The organism is Bacillus nakamurai (assembly GCF_001584325.1).
Classification (GTDB): domain Bacteria; phylum Bacillota; class Bacilli; order Bacillales; family Bacillaceae; genus Bacillus; species Bacillus nakamurai.
On sequence record NZ_LSAZ01000008.1, the window covers coordinates 76,980 to 96,729 of the forward strand.

At 43.6% G+C, this 19,750-nt stretch carries 20 protein-coding genes and 2 pseudogenes; 21 read left to right on the forward strand and 1 reads right to left on the reverse strand.

Features of this window, described 5'->3' with window-relative positions; translation table 11 throughout:
* The first annotated feature begins 4 nt into the window (after window positions 1-4).
* Window positions 5-1,324 (forward strand): purine/pyrimidine permease, encoded by a 1,320-nt coding sequence (locus AXI59_RS05375; RefSeq protein ID WP_061527604.1) that lies wholly within the window; start codon window positions 5-7, stop codon window positions 1,322-1,324.
* Window positions 1,325-1,387: 63 nt separating this feature from the next.
* Window positions 1,388-1,759 carry a DUF423 domain-containing protein gene (locus AXI59_RS05380; protein WP_061522446.1) on the forward strand — a complete coding sequence of 124 codons (372 nt, stop codon included), beginning with the start codon at window positions 1,388-1,390 and terminating at the stop codon, window positions 1,757-1,759.
* A gap of 45 nt (window positions 1,760-1,804) precedes the next feature.
* On the opposite strand, the gene gerQ is transcribed toward AXI59_RS05380, so the two are convergent.
* A complete protein-coding gene (gerQ, locus tag AXI59_RS05385) occupies window positions 1,805-2,362 on the reverse strand; it encodes a spore coat protein GerQ (RefSeq protein WP_061522447.1) in 558 nt (185 codons plus the stop codon).
* 277 nt (window positions 2,363-2,639) lie between these two features.
* On the opposite strand from gerQ, the gene AXI59_RS05390 reads away from it, so the two are divergent.
* From AXI59_RS05390 to AXI59_RS05475, 19 genes and pseudogenes are all read left to right on the forward strand, one after another.
* Window positions 2,640-3,410, forward strand: coding sequence for a glycosyltransferase family 2 protein (locus AXI59_RS05390; protein WP_061527605.1), 771 nt, complete (start codon window positions 2,640-2,642; stop codon window positions 3,408-3,410).
* A 4-nt stretch (window positions 3,411-3,414) separates the two neighbouring features.
* Window positions 3,415-4,839: a capsular polysaccharide export protein, LipB/KpsS family gene (locus AXI59_RS05395; RefSeq protein WP_061527606.1), complete on the forward strand. Its 1,425-nt coding sequence runs from the start codon at window positions 3,415-3,417 to the stop codon at window positions 4,837-4,839.
* Window positions 4,840-4,861: 22 nt separating this feature from the next.
* Window positions 4,862-6,031 (forward strand): DegT/DnrJ/EryC1/StrS family aminotransferase, encoded by a 1,170-nt coding sequence (locus tag AXI59_RS05400; protein WP_061527607.1) that lies wholly within the window; start codon window positions 4,862-4,864, stop codon window positions 6,029-6,031.
* Window positions 6,032-6,895, forward strand: coding sequence for a GNAT family N-acetyltransferase (locus AXI59_RS05405; protein ID WP_061522451.1), 864 nt, complete (start codon window positions 6,032-6,034; stop codon window positions 6,893-6,895).
* Window positions 6,895-8,016, forward strand: coding sequence for an N-acetylneuraminate synthase family protein (locus AXI59_RS05410; protein WP_061522452.1), 1,122 nt, complete (start codon window positions 6,895-6,897; stop codon window positions 8,014-8,016). Before AXI59_RS05405 ends, AXI59_RS05410 begins: the two co-directional genes overlap by 1 nt.
* A complete protein-coding gene (locus AXI59_RS05415) occupies window positions 8,009-8,749 on the forward strand; it encodes a cytidylyltransferase domain-containing protein (RefSeq protein ID WP_061527608.1) in 741 nt (246 codons plus the stop codon). Before AXI59_RS05410 ends, AXI59_RS05415 begins: the two co-directional genes overlap by 8 nt.
* A gap of 1 nt (window position 8,750) precedes the next feature.
* Entirely contained in the window at window positions 8,751-9,755 is a 1,005-nt protein-coding gene (locus tag AXI59_RS05420) for a PseG/SpsG family protein (protein ID WP_061527609.1), read from the forward strand.
* 27 nt (window positions 9,756-9,782) lie between these two features.
* A complete protein-coding gene (locus tag AXI59_RS05425) occupies window positions 9,783-10,520 on the forward strand; it encodes a sugar phosphate nucleotidyltransferase (protein WP_061522455.1) in 738 nt (245 codons plus the stop codon).
* 2 nt (window positions 10,521-10,522) lie between these two features.
* Window positions 10,523-11,470: a dTDP-glucose 4,6-dehydratase gene (gene rfbB / locus AXI59_RS05430; RefSeq protein ID WP_061527610.1), complete on the forward strand. Its 948-nt coding sequence runs from the start codon at window positions 10,523-10,525 to the stop codon at window positions 11,468-11,470.
* 20 nt (window positions 11,471-11,490) lie between these two features.
* The gene (gene rfbD, locus AXI59_RS05435) at window positions 11,491-12,339 is read left to right on the forward strand and encodes a dTDP-4-dehydrorhamnose reductase (protein ID WP_061527611.1); all 849 of its coding nucleotides are present in this window, start codon (window positions 11,491-11,493) and stop codon (window positions 12,337-12,339) included.
* Window positions 12,336-12,791: a dTDP-4-dehydrorhamnose 3,5-epimerase family protein gene (locus AXI59_RS05440; RefSeq protein WP_061522458.1), complete on the forward strand. Its 456-nt coding sequence runs from the start codon at window positions 12,336-12,338 to the stop codon at window positions 12,789-12,791. Before rfbD ends, AXI59_RS05440 begins: the two co-directional genes overlap by 4 nt.
* A gap of 1,016 nt (window positions 12,792-13,807) precedes the next feature.
* Complete coding sequence (locus AXI59_RS05445) at window positions 13,808-14,731, forward strand: ABC transporter ATP-binding protein (protein WP_061527612.1); 924 nt, start codon at window positions 13,808-13,810, stop codon at window positions 14,729-14,731.
* Window positions 14,732-14,864: 133 nt separating this feature from the next.
* Window positions 14,865-15,569 carry an ABC transporter permease gene (locus tag AXI59_RS05450; protein ID WP_061522460.1) on the forward strand — a complete coding sequence of 235 codons (705 nt, stop codon included), beginning with the start codon at window positions 14,865-14,867 and terminating at the stop codon, window positions 15,567-15,569.
* 51 nt (window positions 15,570-15,620) lie between these two features.
* A complete protein-coding gene (locus AXI59_RS05455; RefSeq protein WP_061527613.1) occupies window positions 15,621-16,496 on the forward strand; it encodes a DUF4097 family beta strand repeat-containing protein in 876 nt (291 codons plus the stop codon).
* A 317-nt stretch (window positions 16,497-16,813) separates the two neighbouring features.
* Window positions 16,814-17,095, forward strand: coding sequence for an AbrB/MazE/SpoVT family DNA-binding domain-containing protein (locus AXI59_RS05460; RefSeq protein ID WP_061527614.1), 282 nt, complete (start codon window positions 16,814-16,816; stop codon window positions 17,093-17,095).
* Window positions 17,096-17,343: 248 nt separating this feature from the next.
* Window positions 17,344-18,051 carry a response regulator transcription factor gene (locus AXI59_RS05465; protein WP_061527615.1) on the forward strand — a complete coding sequence of 236 codons (708 nt, stop codon included), beginning with the start codon at window positions 17,344-17,346 and terminating at the stop codon, window positions 18,049-18,051.
* A gap of 1 nt (window position 18,052) precedes the next feature.
* Window positions 18,053-18,988 carry a sensor histidine kinase gene (locus AXI59_RS05470; protein ID WP_061522464.1) on the forward strand — a complete coding sequence of 312 codons (936 nt, stop codon included), beginning with the start codon at window positions 18,053-18,055 and terminating at the stop codon, window positions 18,986-18,988.
* 121 nt (window positions 18,989-19,109) lie between these two features.
* Window positions 19,110-19,235, forward strand: a pseudogene (locus AXI59_RS20710) (esterase); the annotation flags it as partial.
* Window positions 19,236-19,397: 162 nt separating this feature from the next.
* Window positions 19,398-19,638: pseudogene (locus tag AXI59_RS05475) on the forward strand (transposase); the annotation flags it as partial.
* Between the last annotated feature and the right edge of the window lie 112 nt (window positions 19,639-19,750).

Sequence of the window (19,750 nt, forward strand, 5' to 3'; positions counted from 1 at the left end):
TGACTTGAAATTGATACTCGGGGGTTTGCAATGGACGGCATTTATGATTGCGGCGGCAATTGTGGTTCCGGTCGCCATTGCGCAATCTTTTCATCTGAATCATGCCGATTCAGCCGCATTGATTCAAAGCACGTTTTTTGTGCTTGGTATCGCCGCGGTCATCCAATGTCTCCAGGGGCACCGTCTGCCGATTAATGAAAGCCCGGCCGGATTATGGTGGGGCGTGTATACCATTTACGGCGGACTGACGGGCACTGTGTTTGCGACATTTGGCGAGACACTGCGGGCACTGCAGGGAGCGCTGTTGTTAAGCGCTGTCTTTTTCTTTTTGTTCAGTCTCTTTAAGGTGATTGAACGCCTTGCCGTGCTGTTTACGCCGGTGGTGACGGGCGTTTATCTGCTGCTTTTGGTCATGCAGCTGAGCCAGCCGATTGTGAAAGGGCTTTTAGGCATCGGCTATTTAAAAAACAGCGTAGACGGCCTAGTATTCGGGCTTGCCATGGCCGTGACGGCGGCAATGTTCATTATGTCGAGGTCGAACATCACATTTTTAAGACAATATGCGATTCTCTTTTCGCTTGTCGGCGGATGGATTCTATTTGCTGTCGCCGGAGCGGCCAAACCGATTCAAATACCGGATCACATCATTCAATTGCCGTCTTTTTTTCCGTTCGGAAAGCCGGTCTTTGACAGCGGTCTGATCATCACCTCGCTATTCATTACCGTTTTGCTGATTGTCAACATGCTGGCAAGCATCAGGGTGGTCGAGGCTGCGGTAAAAAAATTCGGGAACAAACCAGGGGAGCGGCGTGAGCGCCCGGCCGGGTTTGCGGCATCGTTCAGCCACCTTTTGAGCGGTCTGACGGGAGGGGTTGCGCCGGTGCCGATTTCAGGGGCGGCCGGTTTTATTGAGACGACGAAGCTCCCATCAAAAAAGCCGTTTCTTCTCGGCAGTGTATTTGTCATTATTATCAGTATGATTCCTTTATTTATGAATGCGTTTGCGAGTCTGCCGTCACCTGTGGGCTTCGCTGTTAATTTTGTCGTGTTCTCTACGATGGCCGGCCTCGCCTTCACTGAATTTGATGCATATGAAAAAACAGAACAAAAGAGAATCCGTTCGGTGATCGGTCTCTCGCTTTTGGCGGGTGTCGGTGTGATGTTTGTTCCTGAAAGCGCATTATCAGGCATGCACCCGATCTTGATTTCTCTATTAAGCAACGGACTTGTGCTGGGAACGCTGATGGCGATAGCGGCGGACCAAATCCAGCTTTTCAAAAAGAAAAAATCCGACAATCTCGTGTCATCGGAGGACAGGCGTTGAATTTTGCCGGTGATGGGTTATGATTAAATTGGAAACTTTAACGAAAAGGCGGGAGACAAATAGATGAAAGTGTTTATCATATTAGGTGCAATTAACGCTTTATTGGCTGTGGCGCTGGGTGCTTTTGGCGCGCACGGTCTTGAAGGGAAAATTCCCGATAAGTATTTGCAGGTGTGGCATACCGGCGTGCAGTATCATATGTATCATGCGCTCGGCCTCCTTGCTGTCGCGTTTTTGGCGGAAAAGCTGTCAGGCGCAGGCGGCATCACGGTTGCAGGCTGGCTGATGTTTGCGGGTATCGTGCTGTTTTCCGGAAGCCTGTACGTATTGAGCGTGACGCAAATCTCCATTCTCGGAGCAATCACACCGCTTGGCGGCGTGGCGTTTATCGTTTCGTGGATTATGATTGTTGTCGCTGCGGTCAAATATTTATAAAGAAAAAAAGCCAATCCTCTGACAAACGAGTGATTGGCTTTTGCTTTATCTCGGCGAATAAGAGGCCATGGAGTACGGATAGGTGTATGCTATTTCTTCGTCAAACGTGATGTAATCAAGATAAATGGTCAAAAGCAAATAACGGGTCCCTGTTTTCGGGTCACTGATAATGATATGGTCCCGTCCCGCCGCCTGAATAACGCCGCGGAAAATCTTCGAATTCCATTCCTTGCTGTTTTCAAACGTCATATAAATCGTTGCCGTTCTTCCCCGGTTCAAACGAAGAATATTTTCAATGTATGACTCTTCAATCGGCAGCATGCCGGGAACGTTTTGTGACGGGGAAGAGGTGGACGGTCCTGACGGAATCTGAAAGCCTCCGCCGCCCTGCTGCTGTTGCTGCTGGCCCGGGAATCCGCCGCCGAAGCCCTGCTGGCCTTGCTGCATCGGCATTTGCTGCTGCATCGGCATTTGCTGCTGCATCGGCATCATCTGCGGTCCTTGGCCCTGCGGCTGCGGGTAAGGATTTGCCCCGAATTGCGGCTGGTATCCCTGCATATCCATCCCCTGCATTTGCTGATATTGACTCTTTTTCGGTTTCATATTGTTCCTCCTTTGATGAAAACCTCTTGGTGCTGAAACCTCCTGACTTGTATCAAACAACCGTCATGTACGGCTGCCGCTTCATCTATTCCACCATATGAGCCGCCAAAGAGAATTATGCGAAAAAAGAAAACGTGCTGACAGCCGGATGCCCCATCCGGCTTTTTTTATACGCCGCCCTGCTGACTTTTCGCATAATAGTCTGTATTCCTAGCGCATCTCACGCATTAGGAACATATGATAGCGGTAGTTTCAGGTGCGAAAAGGGGGTGACGAGTTGCCTAAAGTGTCAGTGATTATGACGAGTTATAACAAAAGTGACTATGTGGCCCGCTCTATTAAAAGCATTCTTTCACAGACATTTACTGATTTTGAGCTTTTTATTATGGACGACAATTCAAATGAAGAAACACTGGCGGAAATACGTCCTTTTCTCACGGATGCCCGTGTTCGGTTTTATAAAAGCGATATATCGGACGTCAAAGAAAGAACGGAAAAAACGCGATATGCCGCACTGATTAACCAAGCGATAGAAATGGCAGAGGGTGAGTATGTAACATATGCGACCGACGACAACATATACATGCCGGACCGGCTCGAGAAAATGGTAAATGAGCTTGATGGTGATCGGGAAAAAGCAGTGATCTATTCAAGCTCCAAAACCTATCATCTGAATCAGCATCAAGAGGTTGTGAAGGAGACTGTGAGACCTGCTGAGCAGATCGTATGGAATGCGCCGTGCGCGATTGACCATTGCTCGGTCATGCACCGATTTTCCGTGCTGGAGACCGTCAAAGCAGCATTCGGTTCCTATTGGGATGAAAGCCCCGCGTTTTACCGGATCGGTGATGCCCGTTTCTTTTGGAGAGTCAATCATTTTTATCCGTTTTATCCGATTTCTGAGGAGCTTGACCTTAATTACATTACCGATCAATCGATCCATTATCAGCTTTTTGCTGAGGGGAAAAATGAATTTGTGCACAATCTGCCTCCGCAAAACACGTGCCGCGAGCTGAGGGAATCATTAAAAAAGCTTAGAAAGGGGTGAGGGCTTGTCGGCATACTTAGCGAACTATTGGGTGCTGTACCGGCAATATATTGACCTTTTTCAAACCTTTCGCTACAAGGACATCCCGCTTGCATTGATCAGTAATTTTTACCAATATATCAGCCCCGAGCTGCGGGAGAGCATGGAAGAGAACCCTGAGCTTTTCGGCCCGGCTGACCAGCATGTACCGGAGGCTCATATTCAGCCTTATTTTGATGAAAAGAAACAAGCCATCAAGGAAACAAACGAGACACCGGCAGAGGGAAAGGTGATTTTGCATTTCGACCATCTCCGGTTCACCGACGGCAACTACCGGCAGTTTGATCCGGAAAAAACGGCTGTATTAGCCAGATGGAGCCTGCCGGATCATTGCGGGCTTCCCGTTATCTCAAGATTGGAGCTGAACAGAACGGGCAAAAAAGGCAATTCCGCCCCATATATTGAAAAAGCCCAATCGATTCTGGAACGGCTCAGCAGCCACCCGGCTTTTGGGAGCGAAGCGTTTCAGGAGCGCCTGTATAAAGATATTCCGTTATTTATTGAAGCGATTGATGCCATTGACGTTTTGTTTGCGTCTGAAAATATTTCCGCCGTCGTTGTCGGCACGACAGAAGATATTTACAGCCGGGTGCTCGCGCTGATGTGTGCGAAACGAAATGCCGTCAGCATTTGTCTCCAGCACGGGGCGCTCATGGGAGACGAAGCGTTTCTGCCCGTGTTTACCGACTATCAGGCAGTGTTTGGCGCCTATGAAGCGGGGTGGTACAAACAGAAAGGCTGCCGGCCTGAACAAATCATCATAACGGGTCATCCCCGCTTTGACGATATTTTCTCAAGAGAACCGATCGATAAGGAAGTGTTTTACCGCAAGCTGTCCTTTCTCCCGTCGCGGCAGACAGTGCTGATCGCCACTCAGCCGTTCTCCGATGAATTTTATACGGGGGTGCTGGAAGAGCTTATGAAGCATAAGCACATTCAGCTGATCATCAAGCCGCATCCGTGGGAGATCGGCAAAAATAAGCTTGATGTCTACGCTCGGGTGTTCAGGAAACATAAAGCCTGCAAAATGATCAAAAAAGAGATGAGTCTGTATGACATTCTCCCGTATGTTGACGCCGCAGTGACACAAACATCAACGGTCGGTTTGGAAGCGATGCTGTTCCAAAAACCCGTTCTGATCGGAAAATCAGCCGGGGCCCGCCATTACCCTTATTATCATTCTCTCGGGGAATTTGCTTTTGACGATCCGACGGCACTCGCCCAGGAATTGATCAGTGTATGCGGCAGTCCTGCCAAATATCAACAGGCAGAGCAGGTGCGCCGGGCTTTTATCGCGGCCAATTACCCGGTTCAGAATTCAACGGATGCCTTATGTGATGTTTTGCAACAAAAAACCGGAGTCGACTTCAGACGGGTTGACCCTTTATAAAAAAGATAGGAGCGCAAAGAAAATGGTACAAAAAAGATCAACCTTTCTTCCCTATTCATTTCCGATGATCGGGAAGGAAGAAATTCAGGAGGTCATTGATACGCTTGAATCAGGCTGGCTTTCGAAGGGGCCGAAAGTAGAGGCGTTTGAAAAAGCATTTGCAGCCTGGACGGGGGCAAAACACGCGGTCGCGCTGAATTCATGTACCGCCGCTTTATTTTTGGCGCTGAAGGCGAAAGGGATCGGCCCGGGCGACGAGGTCATCACATCAGCGCTGACATTCAGCTCAACCGCCAATACGATCGTGCATACAGGCGCTGTGCCTGTGTTTGTCGATATTGATCCGTTAACGCTTAATGCAGACCCCGAGAAGATCAAGGCGGCTGTCACTCCGCGGACAAAGGCGATTGTCCCCGTTCACTTCGGCGGTCAGTCGTGTGACATGGATGAGATATTAGCCATTGCCCGCAAGCATCAGCTTTTTGTCTTAGAGGACGCGGCACACGCCGTGTACACCACTTATAAACAGAAAATGGTCGGATCAATCGGAGACGCGACGGCATTCAGCTTTTACGCGACCAAAAACCTGGCGACGGGCGAAGGAGGTATGCTGACGACCGATGATGACGCGCTCGCCGATCAGATCAGGGTGCTCAGCCTTCACGGCATGAGCAAAGGGGCGTGGAACCGCTACTCCTCAAACGGGAGCTGGTACTATGAGGTCGAAACGCCCGGCTACAAAATGAATATGTTTGATCTTCAGGCTGCGCTTGGGCTTCATCAGCTGAAACGGATTGACGGTATGCAGAAACGGAGGACGGAGATTGCGCTCCGCTATCAGGACGCTTTCAGCCAAATCAAAGGGCTTACCGTCCCGTATGTCAGTGATGACGGGCGGCATGCCTGGCATTTGTATGTCCTCCAAGTGGAGGAAAAGGAGGCCGGAATCAGCAGGAATGACATGATTAATGCTTTAAAGGATCAATACAACATCGGCACGAGCGTCCACTTTATTCCGGTTCCGTTTCATCCGTATTATCAGAAAACATATGGATATAAAGAGACTGATTTCCCGGCAGCCGCAGCCTATTATAAGCGGACTGTGTCCCTTCCCCTTTATCCTTCCATGACAGATGATGATGTCGGGGACGTTATTTCAGCGGTCCGGGATATCGTCAAAGGGGCTGATTAGGTGTACACGCTGAAAGAAAATCTTCCGCAGGATGTGATTCTTGCATTTTTGCAAGATAAGGGGATTCAGCCTGAGACATATGAATTCTCGCTTGGATTATTAGAGGAAAACAGCCTTCAGGGCGTGATCTTATACGAAAGCTCCCCGTGGGAAAGCGAATTGTACCAAAAGCATGTGATTAATGTGAAGATTGCCTCCGCAAACAGCACAGGACAGCTCAAAAAGCTGTTTCAGGAATTTTACGCGGCGAGGCGGGCGGACGGCACTGACTTTATGTTTATCAAAATACCTGCCGAGGATGTCGGCGCTATGCAAGTGGTGCAGCAGCTCCCGTCCTCCTATTTTGTCGGCAGCTTGTTCAAGCTTGTCAGCCCGGTGCGTTTTTATCACCAGGCTCCGCCGTTTGAGCTTGCCGAAGCCAGACCCGGCGACACGGAGGATATTTGCCGGCTTGCCCGCGACGTCTTTACAAAAAGCAGGTATTATTATGACCCCCATATCAGCTATGAGAACGCAAACCGCCTGTTTGAAGAGTGGGCGCGAAATAATGCCGAAGGGAGAGCTTCTTTAAACATCGTCGCCATATCAAAAGGTGAAGTCGTCGGATTTGTTCAGGGACTGTCAAAGGGCGATGAATTCGTCCTTGATCTGATGGCGGTAAAGCCGGGCTTTGAAGGAAAAGGAGCGGGATATCATTTAGTGGCGCACATTATTGAACAATCGATGCGTTTTCAGCATAGAACTGTATCAGCAGGAACGCAGCTTCACAATGTCAGGGCGATCCGTCTGTACGAAAGAATGGGATTTGCCGCGGAAAAATCCTATTACTACTATCATGTGTGGCCCGCGAAGGAGGCGGACTAATGGCATCGTGTCAAATCGGATCTAAGTCAATCGGAGAAGACTCGCCTGTATTCATCATTGCAGAAGCAGGCATTAATCATGACGGGAAGCTGAGCCAGGCATTTGCATTGATTGACGCCGCCAGTGAAGCCGGAGCGGATGCGGTCAAATTTCAGATGTTTCAGGCTGACAAAATGTATCAGAAAGATCCCGGCTTGTACCAAACGGCAGCCGGAAAAAACGTATCTATTTTTTCTTTAGTGCAGTCAATGGAAATGCCCGCTGAATGGATTGAACCGCTGCTTGAATACTGTAAGAAAAAAGGGGTGCTTTTTTTAAGCACGGTATGTGACGAAGGCTCCGCTGACTTATTGTATGCGACCTCGCCGTCAGCATTTAAAATTGCCTCCTATGAACTGAACCATCTGCCGCTTTTGAAATATGTCGCGAAGCTGAACACGCCGATTATTTTTTCAACAGCGGGGGCTGACATTTCAGATATTCAGGAGGCTTATAAAACAATTACCTCAGAGGGAAACAAAGAGATTGCGATCATGCACTGTGTGGCGAAATACCCTGCGCCGCCCGAATACAGCAACCTGAGCGTCATCCCGATGCTCGCCGCGGCTTTTCCGGATGCGGTGATCGGTTTTTCAGACCATAGCGCACACCCGTATGAAGTCCCGTGTGCGGCTGTCAGGTTAGGCGCGAAACTGATAGAAAAGCATTTTACGATAGACAAAAACCTGCCCGGCGCGGATCATTCATTCGCCCTGAATCCGGATGAATTAAAAGAAATGGTCACAGCGATCCGTGCCGTTGAAGATGAGCTGAAGCAGGGGGTACGCGCACCGATTTCAGAAACGCTGTCAGGAAGCTCACACAAAACGACGACGGCAATTGAAGGGGATATCAGAAAATTTGCGTACAGAGGCATCTTTTCAACAGCTCCGATTCAAAAAGGCGAGGCCTTTACGGCAGACAACATTGCCGTCCTTCGCCCCGGCCAAAAACCGCAGGGGCTTCATCCGAGATATTTTGAGCTTCTGACAGACGGAGTGTGTGCGGTCAGGGATATCCCTGCCGACACGGGCATCACATGGGATGACCTATTGACGAAAGGCAGCTCTGGCCATGACTGATATTCTGTTCATCATTCAGGCAAGGATGGGGAGCGAACGGCTTCCCGGCAAAGTGCTTCGCCCGCTCGGGGAACAAACCATTTTGGATATTATCGTCAGCAGAGTCCGGCAAAGCGCGTACTACGAGGGAAAGCGAGACAATCTGATCATCGCCACCTCTGACAGCGAGGCCGACGACATCTTGGAGGAACATTGCCGGGGCAAGCAATACCGGGTGCATCGCGGCAGTGAACAACGCGTGCTCGACCGGTTCGCAGAGGTGATTGAACGGGTAAAACCATCCGTTGCGGTCAGGCTGACGGGTGATAATCCGTTTGTCGATCCTTCGCTGCTTGATATGATGATCACGGCGCATGTAAAAGAAAAAGCTGACTACACGTATGTCAGCAATACGCCGCTCGGCATCGGCGGCGAGGCGGTAAACGCGAGCCTGCTGACGGACATCAGCGCCGACAAAATACTTGCGGACAAATACCAAGAGCATGTGACGCTGTATGTAAGAGACTGCCCTGAGCGGTACCGCCTGCTGTTTCCGGAACCTCCTGAGAACCTCCGCGCCCCTCATTTACGGCTGACCGTAGATACCGAAGAGGACTATCAATTAGCCTGTGCCCTATATGAAAAAGCAGGGGCGCGGCCTGATGTTCCGGCAAAAGAACTGATCCGTCTGCTGAACAGCCATCCCGAGCTCGCGGTGATCAATAAAATGATACGGCAAAAAGAGGCTGACTAGCATGCGTGTTTTGATATTCGCCGATGGCGGGCGTGAAAAAGGCATGGGGCACGTCGTCCGGATGAAGCTTCTCGCTGACGAAATGAAAAGCAGATGCTCCATTACGTTTTACACAAATGAAGAATCTGCTTCGTATCTCGCGTCGGGCCATTGGCAAGTCCTCGTAAAGCCCGAGCAGGGACAGAAGGATTTTATTGTCCGGGAAATAAACCGGCAGGCTCCGGATATGCTCTTATTTGACCTTCTCAATATGCCTTCTGATTGGCTTGAGGCAATCAAGGCAAAGTCAGCGGCACGCATCGTTTTATTTGAAGAAAAACAAGAAAAAACCATACGCTTATGTGACGCCGTCATTAACGGCATCTACGGAGAGGTGAAAAGCCGAACGTACAGACTGGGAAATGCCCTTGTATGTGAAGGCCCTGAATATATCATTCTTCATCCGGGTTTTAAAAAGGCCAAACGGGCATATCGTCTGAAAAAAGAGTGCCGGACGATTTTGGTGTCTTTAGGGGGAAGTGATCCGAAAAAGCTTGTTTTCAAAGTGATCGAAGCATGCCGGCACGTCCCGGACATTGAACGGAAAAAAGTGATATTTGTTATGGGAGACGCCGCAAGCCATGCTGAGGAAGCCCGCGCGCTTATTGCGCAAAAGCCTTATTATGCGATGGTAAAGCAAACAAATGACATGTCGGCGCTGCTGAGACAGGCGGATATGGCGGTTGTCTCCGGCGGAATCACGTTATACGAAACCGTCTGCACAGGTGTGCCCTGCATCGTTCTTTCTCAAGTTCCGCATCAAACCGTGACAGCGGGGAAATTTGCCGCGGCAGGCGCGGCCGTTGATCTCGGGCTTGGAGAAAAGATTTCAGCAGCTGAGCTCGCCCGGCATATGTCTGAGATGAGCGGCCATTTTCCGCTTCGTCTCGGGCTTCACCAAAACGGAACGCCGCTTGTGGATGGCAAGGGCATCAAACGGGCGGCGGCGATTCTTTATGATTTGTGATAAAACCACACGTAAGGAAGTGTTCATGTGAAAGGTGTCATTTTAGCCGGGGGTACCGGCACACGCCTTATGCCGCTGACAAAAGCGGTCAATAAGCATTTGCTCCCCGTCGGTCCTTATCCGATGATTTACTGGTCGATTATGAAGCTTGCAGAAGCCGGAATCACGGACATTTTGCTGATTACACAAAAGGAGTACGTGCCGCAATTTCATAAACTGCTTGAAAACGGCGAGGAGCTTGGTGTTTCTCTCACATACCAATTGCAGCCCGCTGCATCCGGCATCTCAGACGGGCTGTCATACGCGAAGCGGTTTACCGGACGTGACCCGTTTGTCTTGCTTTTAGGAGATAATATATTTGAAGATTCCTTGAAGCCATATACGGAACGTTTTACGCAGCAAGGAAAAGGGGCAAAAGTGCTGCTGAAAGAAGTTGATGATCCAGAGCGCTTCGGTATCGCCGACATTGATGTGAAAAATAAACGGATCAAGTCGATCATTGAAAAGCCGGAAAACCCGCCGACCAATCTATGTGTCACAGGCATTTACATGTATGATGCAGAAGTATTTTCTTATATTGAACAAATATCTCCCTCAAAACGCGGGGAACTCGAAATCACCGATGTCAATAATTTATACATTGAACACAGTGAGCTGACGTATGATGTGTTAACGGGCTGGTGGGTGGATGCCGGAACGCATGAATCGCTTTACCTTGCCGGCAGTTTGGCGCATCAGGCATTACAGAAAGGACAGGAACATTAATCATGCCAAAATCTTATTTAATTACGGGCGGTGCCGGATTTATCGGCCTTACCTTTACAAAGATGATGCTGCACGAGACGGATGCGCAGATTACGGTCTTAGATAACCTCACGTACGCGAGCCGGCCGCTTGAAATAGAAGCATTAAAAAAGAACGGCCGTTTCCGGTTCATAAAGGGCGATATCACAAGCAGGGAGGATATTGACAAGGCATTTACTGAGACGTATGACGCGGTGATACACTTTGCGGCTGAATCTCATGTGGACAGAAGCATCAATCAGGCTGAACCGTTTATCACAACCAATGTAATGGGCACATATCGGCTGGCTGAGGCGGTATTACTGGGCAAGGCCGGCAAGCTGATTCACATTTCAACAGATGAGGTGTACGGAGATCTGGGACCGGACGATCCCGCCTTTACGGAAACGACGCCGCTTTCTCCGAACAATCCGTATTCCGCAAGCAAAGCAAGCTCCGATCTTCTCGTCATGTCCTATGTCAAAACCCATCAGCTGCCCGCGGTCATTACAAGGTGCAGTAACAATTACGGGCCTTACCAGCATCATGAAAAAATGATCCCGGCCATCATCAGGAATGCCGTAAATGGGCAGCCCGTTCCGCTGTATGGCGACGGCATGCAGATCAGAGACTGGCTGTTCGCCGAAGATCATTGCCGTGCGGTCAAGTTAGTGCTGGAAAAAGGAACGATCGGCGGGGTTTACAATATCGGCGGCGGAAATGAACGGACGAATAAAGAACTGGCGGCTTTTATTATGAAAGAGCTGGGCGTAAAAGAACAGTTTGCGCATGTCGAAGACAGAAAAGGGCACGACCGCCGTTACGCCATCGATGCTTCCAAGCTGAAAAACGAGCTGGGCTGGCAGCAGGAAGTCACGTTTGAAGAGGGAATGAAACGAACCATTCGCTGGTATACAGACAGCCAAGACTAATCGGAAAGAAGGGGATCCGATTGACGAAGGTATTAGTAACCGGAGCGGCCGGCCAGCTGGGGCGGGAGCTTTGCCGCCAACTGAAGCAGGCAGGCTATGAAGTAATTGCCTTAACGAAAGCAATGATGAATATCTCCGACCAGCGCTCAGTGCGGCATTCGTTCAGTCATTACAAGCCGGATATCGTCGTCAATACGGCGGCGTATACATCCGTGGATCAATGTGAGACGGAGCTGGATAAAGCGTATTTGATTAACGGAATCGGCGCTTATTATACCGCGCTGGAGGCAGAGCAAATCGGCGCAAGAGTCATCCATATCAGCACCGATTACGTCTTCAGCGGCAGAGGCACCGAACCTTATAAAGAAGACGATCCTCCTGAGCCCGGAACGATATACGGAAAAAGCAAAAAACTCGGGGAAGAACTGATTCGGTTAACGGGGAAAAATCATACCATCGTCAGAACATCATGGGTGTACGGCAGCGGCGGGCATAACTTTGTCAATACGATGCTGAAGCTTGCAGACACACGTGATCAAGTGCGTGTCGTCAGTGATCAAATCGGATCGCCGACATATACAAAGGATTTGGCCGAAACGGTGATCCAGCTGTTTGACAGTCCGCCGGGAACGTATCATGCAGCAAATGCAGGGATATGCAGCTGGTATGAATTTGCCAAAGCCATTATGGAAGAAAGCGGCCGGACGACTGCCGTGCTGCCTGTCAGCACGGAGGAATACGGAAACCTGACGCCGCGGCCCGCTTACTCAGTGCTAAGCCTTGAGTCGATTGAAAAGCTGGGTCTTAGCATGAGACATTGGCGGGACGCGCTGCGGGATTATTTACAAGGGGTGGGACAGTGCAAGTGATTGAAGGCGTAAAAGTTAAAAAGCTGACAAAATACAGTGATGACCGGGGATTTTTCTCAGAGCTCGTCCGTGACGACGAGAATCTGCTGGAGCATTTCGGGCAGGCTTCCTGGTCCAAAAGCTATCCCGGCGTCATCAAGGCATTTCACTATCATGAAAAACAGGATGACCTTTGGTTTTTCCCAACAGGCCATGCGCAGGTCGTGCTTTACGACCTGCGCGAAGAGTCAAAAACAAAGGGAGAAACAGATGTATACTACATGGGAGAAGACAATCCGATGCTGCTCCTTATTCCGAAAGGAGTCGCACACGGTTACAGGGTGCTCGGAGAAACCCCGCTGACCATCATTTATTTTACGACCATGTCATATAATCCGGATCAGCCCGATGAAAAAAGGATTCCGTGGAATGACAAGACCATCGGCTTTGATTGGCAGACCGCTCATCGATAATACAAAACGAAGACAGCAGGATGTCTTCGTTTTTTTGTGATTTTCAGTACATGTGAACCTTGCGGGAAAAGGAGAAAGTCATTCGCGAAAGGAAAAGTCCTATTAAAAATGGTGAAATTTATACCTAAAAGATGATAACCTATGTGCCATTGACGAGGAAGGGGAGTTATATGTCGGTGGATCAGGAGTTGCACGGGGTTAAATAAGCCAAGCTTAACTGACGAGCGATATATTACTATTCCTCATATTTCAGATCAGCCTCTCTACAAAACTGGAAATGTTAGGTATTGGAAGCAAGCTGGAACAATAAAGCTGTTAGGAAGAGCGGATGAGCAAGTCAAAATTAATGGATATAGAATTGAATTAGCAGAAGTAGAAGCGAGAATTCGTGAGTTAAAGGGAATTAATGATGCTGCAGTTATTTATGATCAATCTCAGGACTCCCACTCTTCATTGCTTTTTATCACAGTAATAGAGTGGAATCTGCTAATGAAATTAAGTCATTAAAAAAAGAATCTTTCTTGTTATATGATTCCGAATGAAATTGTTAAAGTGAAAAGCTTCCCGTAACAGCAGGGGGCAAACTAAATAAGAGAAAACTAATTGAAGATTTTATAAATAGTCATAGCGATGAATTTAAAACTGAAGAAGTTGATGAAATGCTTTTAACTTTTTCTGAGGTATTAGTGAATAAAAGCTCCCTTAAATAGTCGAAAGTGATATCAGTGTCTACATTATTAAATATCTCTGGGGACACACATTGCAAAATAAGATTCCCCATACCACGATTAGGCATTTTTGAACCGATCTAAGCAGCTTTAAAGAAAGAACTATACTTTATAATGAGGGGAAAAGAGCCTATCTAGCTATTTTAGATAGCTCTTTCTTCTTTTTAAAATATCCAGATTAACTCTTTTAGGTGTAATAATAAATCTTAAGAAAAAAGTAATATTTGCTTAAGGGAAAAGAGAAGTTTGCTTTATATAATAAGAATATATATGGAAAGGGGAAAGCGAATGACGTACATCTTAAAAACTAACCAACTTACAAAATCATTTAAAGGAAAAGAGGTTGTTTCTGGAGTTAACATGCACGTGAAAAAAGGAGAGATTTATGGCTTTTTAGGCCCGAATGGTGCAGGTAAAACAACTATTATGAAAATGATTACCAATTTGATTAAACCAACAAGTGGGGAAATTGAAATTTTCGGTGAGAAATTAACAGACACATCATTTGAAGTTCTAAAGCGAATGGGCACCATTATTGAGTATCCAATTTTCTATGACAATCTCACTGCTAAAGAAAATCTATATTTCCATTGTGAATATATGGGGTATTACGATAAAAAGTCTATTGATCACGCTATTGAGCTTGTAAAGTTACATAATATTGAAAATAAAAAAGTAAAAGAGTTTTCGTTAGGAATGAAACAAAGGTTAGGAATAGCTAGAGCCATTTCTACAAGACCAGAACTTTTGGTTCTAGATGAGCCAATCAACGGTCTAGATCCTATCGGTATAAAAGAGTTAAGGGATCTCTTTAAGTTACTTTGCAGAGAGTATGGAATTACGTTGTTAGTCTCTAGTCACATTTTAGCCGAAATGGAACAGATGTCAGATACTGTTGGCATTATACAAAATGGTAAGTTAATAAAAGAAGTATCAATGAAGAGCATTAATGGAAACCAAACGGAGTATATTGAGGTAAAAGTCCAAAATAAAAAAAAAGCGTTATATATTTTAGAACAAAATTTAGGGATAAGAAATTTTAAAATAATTGATAAACAGATAATTCGTATCTACGAAACAGCTGTCACACAACAAGAAATCTCTAAAGCATTCATTATGAATGATATAGGTATAGAAAGTATAAATAAAAAACACAGTTCATTAGAAGAGTATTTCCTAAGTTCAATGAATGGTGAAGGAATACACACTTAATTAGATAGATCACTCAAATATAATTTTGTAAAAAGTATAAATTTTATTTTGATGTTATTTGGCTAAAGTGCATCTTGAAGGAAAGAAGCCTTAGATACATCGTCTTAAATTCTTCTGCTGGAGGCTATTTAATATGTTAAAACTTATGAAATTGGAGTACAGAAAGCATCACTTGTCACAGTATTTTAAAGGAGTGGCACTTTGGATATTAATCATCTTTGCCTTGGTTGCTCTTATGGGATGGGGATCTAGAAACGAAATTGAACCAATGTTTCCTGCTTATGCAGATTTTATGTCTCTAACTAATATTTTTATTAGAATTGTGTTTATTAGTTTTGCTGCTGTTATTTTGTCCCGTTTAGTTATTGATGAATATAAAAATAAAACAATTCAATTGCTATTTACTTATCCTTTACAAAGAAAAAAATTAATGCAAGCTAAACTATCAATAGTTTTCCTATTCTGTTTTGTAAGTATTGTTATTGCTACTTTTGTTATTAACTTGTTAATTTTCTTAATCAGTCCACACTTATATTTATTTGAGAAGCCTGTTGAAATGAGTGAAATTATTTCTACTGTGCCATCGACTCTTATCACTGCTCTTATGATGGCTGGAGTGAGTCTAATTCCATTATTTTTTGGTATGAGAAGAAAATCAACGGCTGCTACAATCACTTGGGCAGTAATAATTGGAGTCTTTATTAATGCAACAGTTTCCAATGGAGGAGAAACAGTCAGTTTGAGTCAATTCATTATAATTCCAACTACATTTTGTTTAATTGGTCTTTTAGTGGGTTATCTTTCTTATCGTAAGGTGGATCAAAAAGATATAGTGTAAATGAAGATAAAATTATCTTTATAATACAATACAATGAGGAGGAATTAGAAAATGAAAAAGTTTATAGCAACGTCTATAGCGTTAGTAGTGATTGGTGGAATTGCTATTGCTTTTAGTACTTATAAGGTAGATGCAAAAAGCTTTAAAAAGAACAAGTCTTATAATGTGGAAAATATTGAAACTTTAAAAGTATATACTGACTCATGGGATGTGAGGTTTAAAGAGAGTAATTCAAATGAGGTAACAATTTCTGCAGAGGGAAAACAAAAAGATAAAGCTCCAGTTACATTTCAAAAAGACGGAGAAGATTTAGTCATTAGACAAAAAGCACAAAAAAGTAGTGGCTTTTTTGGAGGATTTACTTTTGGGAAGCAGGGCGGCACAATTTATATTAATGTTCCCAAGTCAGGCATGAACAATATTGAAATAACTAATAAAGATGGGAATATACAAATGAGTAAAATTACAGCCGATAATATTGTCGTTGAAAATAGTTACGGTGATGAAAAAATTAAAGGTGTTTCAGCTAATACTGGAAAGTTTGCATCTAGGGATGGATCGTTAAGTCTTGAAAATAGTTCTTTTGAAGACTTAAATATAACTTCTACAAACGGCGATAATTATATGAAAGATATAGATAGTTCTAAGATAAAGGTAACTTCTAAAGATGGAGCGGTTTCAATCAGGGACATAACAGAGGGAGAATCTTTAGTTGTAAATACGATAGCAGGAGATATTGGTCTTTCATATAAAAAAGCGCCAACTTCCCTCACAGTTTTTGCAAAGAGTAATTCTGATGTAACGCTCGATATAGATGGGCTTAAGAAAAGTAATGATGGCGTAAAATTGAAAAAAGGTGAAATCGGCGAGGGAGCTAATAAGCTAAGTCTATCTAGTGTGGATGGCGCTATAAATGTTACAAATTAATTATTAAGAGGTTTGTGCAGAACCTTCGGAACTATACACCGACATTAAAATGAGTTTAAGTCTTTCTTTAGGTGCTGTCTTAATTTTTTCTTTTAAGCACAGCACTTTTTAATTAGTTTTTTAATATTTTGATTTACTAAAAATATTAATTCGTAAATCTTTATAGGAAATCAATTTTTAGAAAAAATGAAATTCAAAGTGCTATAGTTCTTTCTTTTTATTTAGTTCCTTTTTTTAGAATCGCTTATTCTTTAACTTGAAAATGCGTCTATGCAGCTTGTGAAGTCATATTAAGAAATTAGAGAGGAAGAATTAAAATGAACTCTACAGGGATTACTAGAAAAGTAGATGGTTTAGGAAGAATTGTATTACCAAAAGACCTACGAGATGCAAAAGGTATAGGAGTAAACACACTAATGGAAATATTCACAAGAGGAAATGAAATTGTTCTAAAAAAATATGCACCTTATAGTAGATGCACAATTACTGGTGAGGTTTCAGAACGTAATATATCCCTACTGCACGGACAGCTATGTCTTAGCCCTGAATGTGCATGGAAAGTAGTACAAGAATTAGAATACCTTTTCCGAAGGACGTAAATTACATGTAAGTAAGACGCAAAAGCATTAAAATCTTTTTTGAGATGAGAAAGAGAAGAACACTAGACAGCCGATTTCCGCTATAGTGAAGAAATGGTTGTCTTATTTATTTGATAACATCTTATGAAATATTTATTACTGTTGGATGAAAAAAGAATTATAATAAAATTGAATTAATTGTATAAAATTGAAATTATAGAGGATCAAGAATATCATTTCTATACTAAAGATTTGAGGAGTGGAAAGCTTTGAGTTACAGAATATTAATTGTAGAAGACGATCAATTTATAAGCGATATGGTAAATGAAAGCTTGACAAAGGAAGGGTTTGAAGTAACAGCAGCTTTTGATGGTGAAGAAGCTTTAGAGATATTGAACACACAAACGTTTGAGGTTATATTGTTGGATCTTATGCTACCGAAGATAGATGGTATGGAATGTCTAAGAATGATTCGTTCTAAAAGCATGGTTCCAGTCCTTATCATGTCTGCAAAAGATGAAGATGTAGATAAGGCACTTGGTCTCGGCCTTGGAGCTGATGATTATATTTCCAAACCTTTTTCTATGCTGGAGGTTTTGGCTAGAATCAAAGCAACCATTAGAAGAGAGAGACACTATAAGGGTTCCCAATCCCCAGAGGAAGAGAAAGAAAGAAAAATTGTGAAAATAGGAGATTTAAGTGTTGATCTGGATGGCTTTTCTGTAAAAAAAATCGACAAGAAGATTAATCTTACTGCAAAAGAATTTAATATTTTAAAACTTTTTATTTCTAATCCTTCGCAAGTATATACTAAATCTCAACTTTATAAGGCCGTATGGGAAGATAATTATCACGGTGATGAGAATGTAATTAATGTTCATATTAGACGGCTTAGAGAGAAAATTGAGGACGATCCATCTCATCCCACGTACATAAAAACTTTGTGGGGGATCGGTTATAAGTTAGGAGATTTTTAAAATGTTTAATCTGGTGGTTATTTTATTAATATGTTCTGTAGTAGTAAATATAATTCTTTTTCGAAGTCGATCAAATCAAAGAACTGAAATTAAGTACATAAGGAATAAACTAAGTAAAATTGTTAGTGAAGAAACAGGCGAAAGGTTATTGCTTTACACGGATGATAAATATATTAAATCCTTGTTAATACAAATAAACCGTCTTTTGAACCATAATCAAAAGATCATAGGGAATTATAATAGTATAGAACTTTCAATGCGAAAAATGCTCTCAAATATTTCACATGATTTAAAGACGCCTCTAACCGTTATACTAGGCTATATTGAGATTTTAAACAATGATAAAAATCTAACTACAGAAAAGATTATGAGTTCACTAGAAACAGTTAATTTAAAAACTGTAGAGGTATTAGAGTTAATAAACCGTTTCTTTGAACTAGTAAAATTGGAGTCAGGAGATAAAAAATTAAATTCTTCAAGAATTGATATATGTGAAGTTAGCCGAAAAATAATATTGGATTACTACGAAATTTTAATAAATAAAGAATTCGAGGTAGTTATAGATATACCAGAAGATCCTGTCTTTGTTAGGGGAGATGAAGATGCAATTGAGAGGGTTATAAATAATTTAATTACTAATGCAATTCAATATGGTTCTGCCGGTAAGATGGTAGGTTTAAAGATTAGAATAGCAGAAAATGATGTTTACGTAGAAGTATCAGATAAAGGAAAAGGGATCAATGAATTGCATAAAGACCGTGTCTTTGAGCGAATGTACACATTGGAAGACTCGAGAAATACCAATTATCAGGGAAGTGGATTGGGGCTAACTATTACTAAAAGATTAGTAGAGCAAATGGGAGGAAGTATATCTTTAGATAGCGCACCCTTTCAAAAAACAACATTTACTGTGCGTTTAAAACGTATTAGATTCTAATAAAGTAACTAGCTATAAATATGATATGCTTTTTAGTACAGTGTCTTATAAAGATAGCCTTTGGGATTAGTGAAACCACTAAGATATAGGTGAAATCTATCTATAGCCTATATGATAAAATAATATTCTTTCTAGAATAGGATCAAGAAATATTCAGCTTTATGGCATCTGCCATTTGGACTTGCTTTCTTATAATCAAGTAAATGTCTATATAAAAGAAGGGCTAAATGGTGAAGGTCTCAATACAAAAAACTTCCGTCTCCGTTACGGCAGGTCTTTTGAACTCATAGAGATGCTGTCTGTACGGGACAAAGGACTGTTCGATATATTAAACCGTTTACTAGTTGTCTATCATACACACCTTGAAATTTATGACACCAGGCACTTTTTCAAATACAAAGGACATGTTAAACATGTATGGGAAGTTCATAAAGAAAAGGTTAGACAAAATCGTGTTGTCTGCTTCAGGAAAAAACCTCTATAAAAAAAGAAAAGAAAAAATAGAGCGAAGTTTTGCAGAATCAAAACCGCTGCATGGGCTTCGCTATTGCAGGTTAAGGGGAAAACGGAATGTGAGCGAACAAGTTCTCCTCACAGCCGCATGCCAAAACATGAAGAAGATTGCCGCATACCTAGCCAAACAAGGCTAAGTATGCGGGAGTTCTTTTTCTGTTTTTAGAACAGGTGAATAGATGTGTGAAAATGTATAAAACAAAAAAGGGCTGACAACAGCCTTTTTTTGTGTGTCCGGAAAAGATGGCA

Coding starts and splice junctions, on each gene's coding strand:
- AXI59_RS05380 (WP_061522446.1), top strand. CDS start 1,388: ATGAAAGTGTTTATCATATTAGGTGCAATTAACGCTTTATTGGCTGTG.
- gerQ (WP_061522447.1), bottom strand. CDS start 2,362: ATGAAACCGAAAAAGAGTCAATATCAGCAAATGCAGGGGATGGATATG.
- AXI59_RS05400 (WP_061527607.1), top strand. CDS start 4,862: ATGGTACAAAAAAGATCAACCTTTCTTCCCTATTCATTTCCGATGATC.
- AXI59_RS05410 (WP_061522452.1), top strand. CDS start 6,895: ATGGCATCGTGTCAAATCGGATCTAAGTCAATCGGAGAAGACTCGCCT.
- AXI59_RS05415 (WP_061527608.1), top strand. CDS start 8,009: ATGACTGATATTCTGTTCATCATTCAGGCAAGGATGGGGAGCGAACGG.
- AXI59_RS05420 (WP_061527609.1), top strand. CDS start 8,751: ATGCGTGTTTTGATATTCGCCGATGGCGGGCGTGAAAAAGGCATGGGG.
- rfbB (WP_061527610.1), top strand. CDS start 10,523: ATGCCAAAATCTTATTTAATTACGGGCGGTGCCGGATTTATCGGCCTT.
- AXI59_RS05445 (WP_061527612.1), top strand. CDS start 13,808: ATGACGTACATCTTAAAAACTAACCAACTTACAAAATCATTTAAAGGA.
- AXI59_RS05450 (WP_061522460.1), top strand. CDS start 14,865: ATGTTAAAACTTATGAAATTGGAGTACAGAAAGCATCACTTGTCACAG.
- AXI59_RS05455 (WP_061527613.1), top strand. CDS start 15,621: ATGAAAAAGTTTATAGCAACGTCTATAGCGTTAGTAGTGATTGGTGGA.
- AXI59_RS05460 (WP_061527614.1), top strand. CDS start 16,814: ATGAACTCTACAGGGATTACTAGAAAAGTAGATGGTTTAGGAAGAATT.
- AXI59_RS05470 (WP_061522464.1), top strand. CDS start 18,053: ATGTTTAATCTGGTGGTTATTTTATTAATATGTTCTGTAGTAGTAAAT.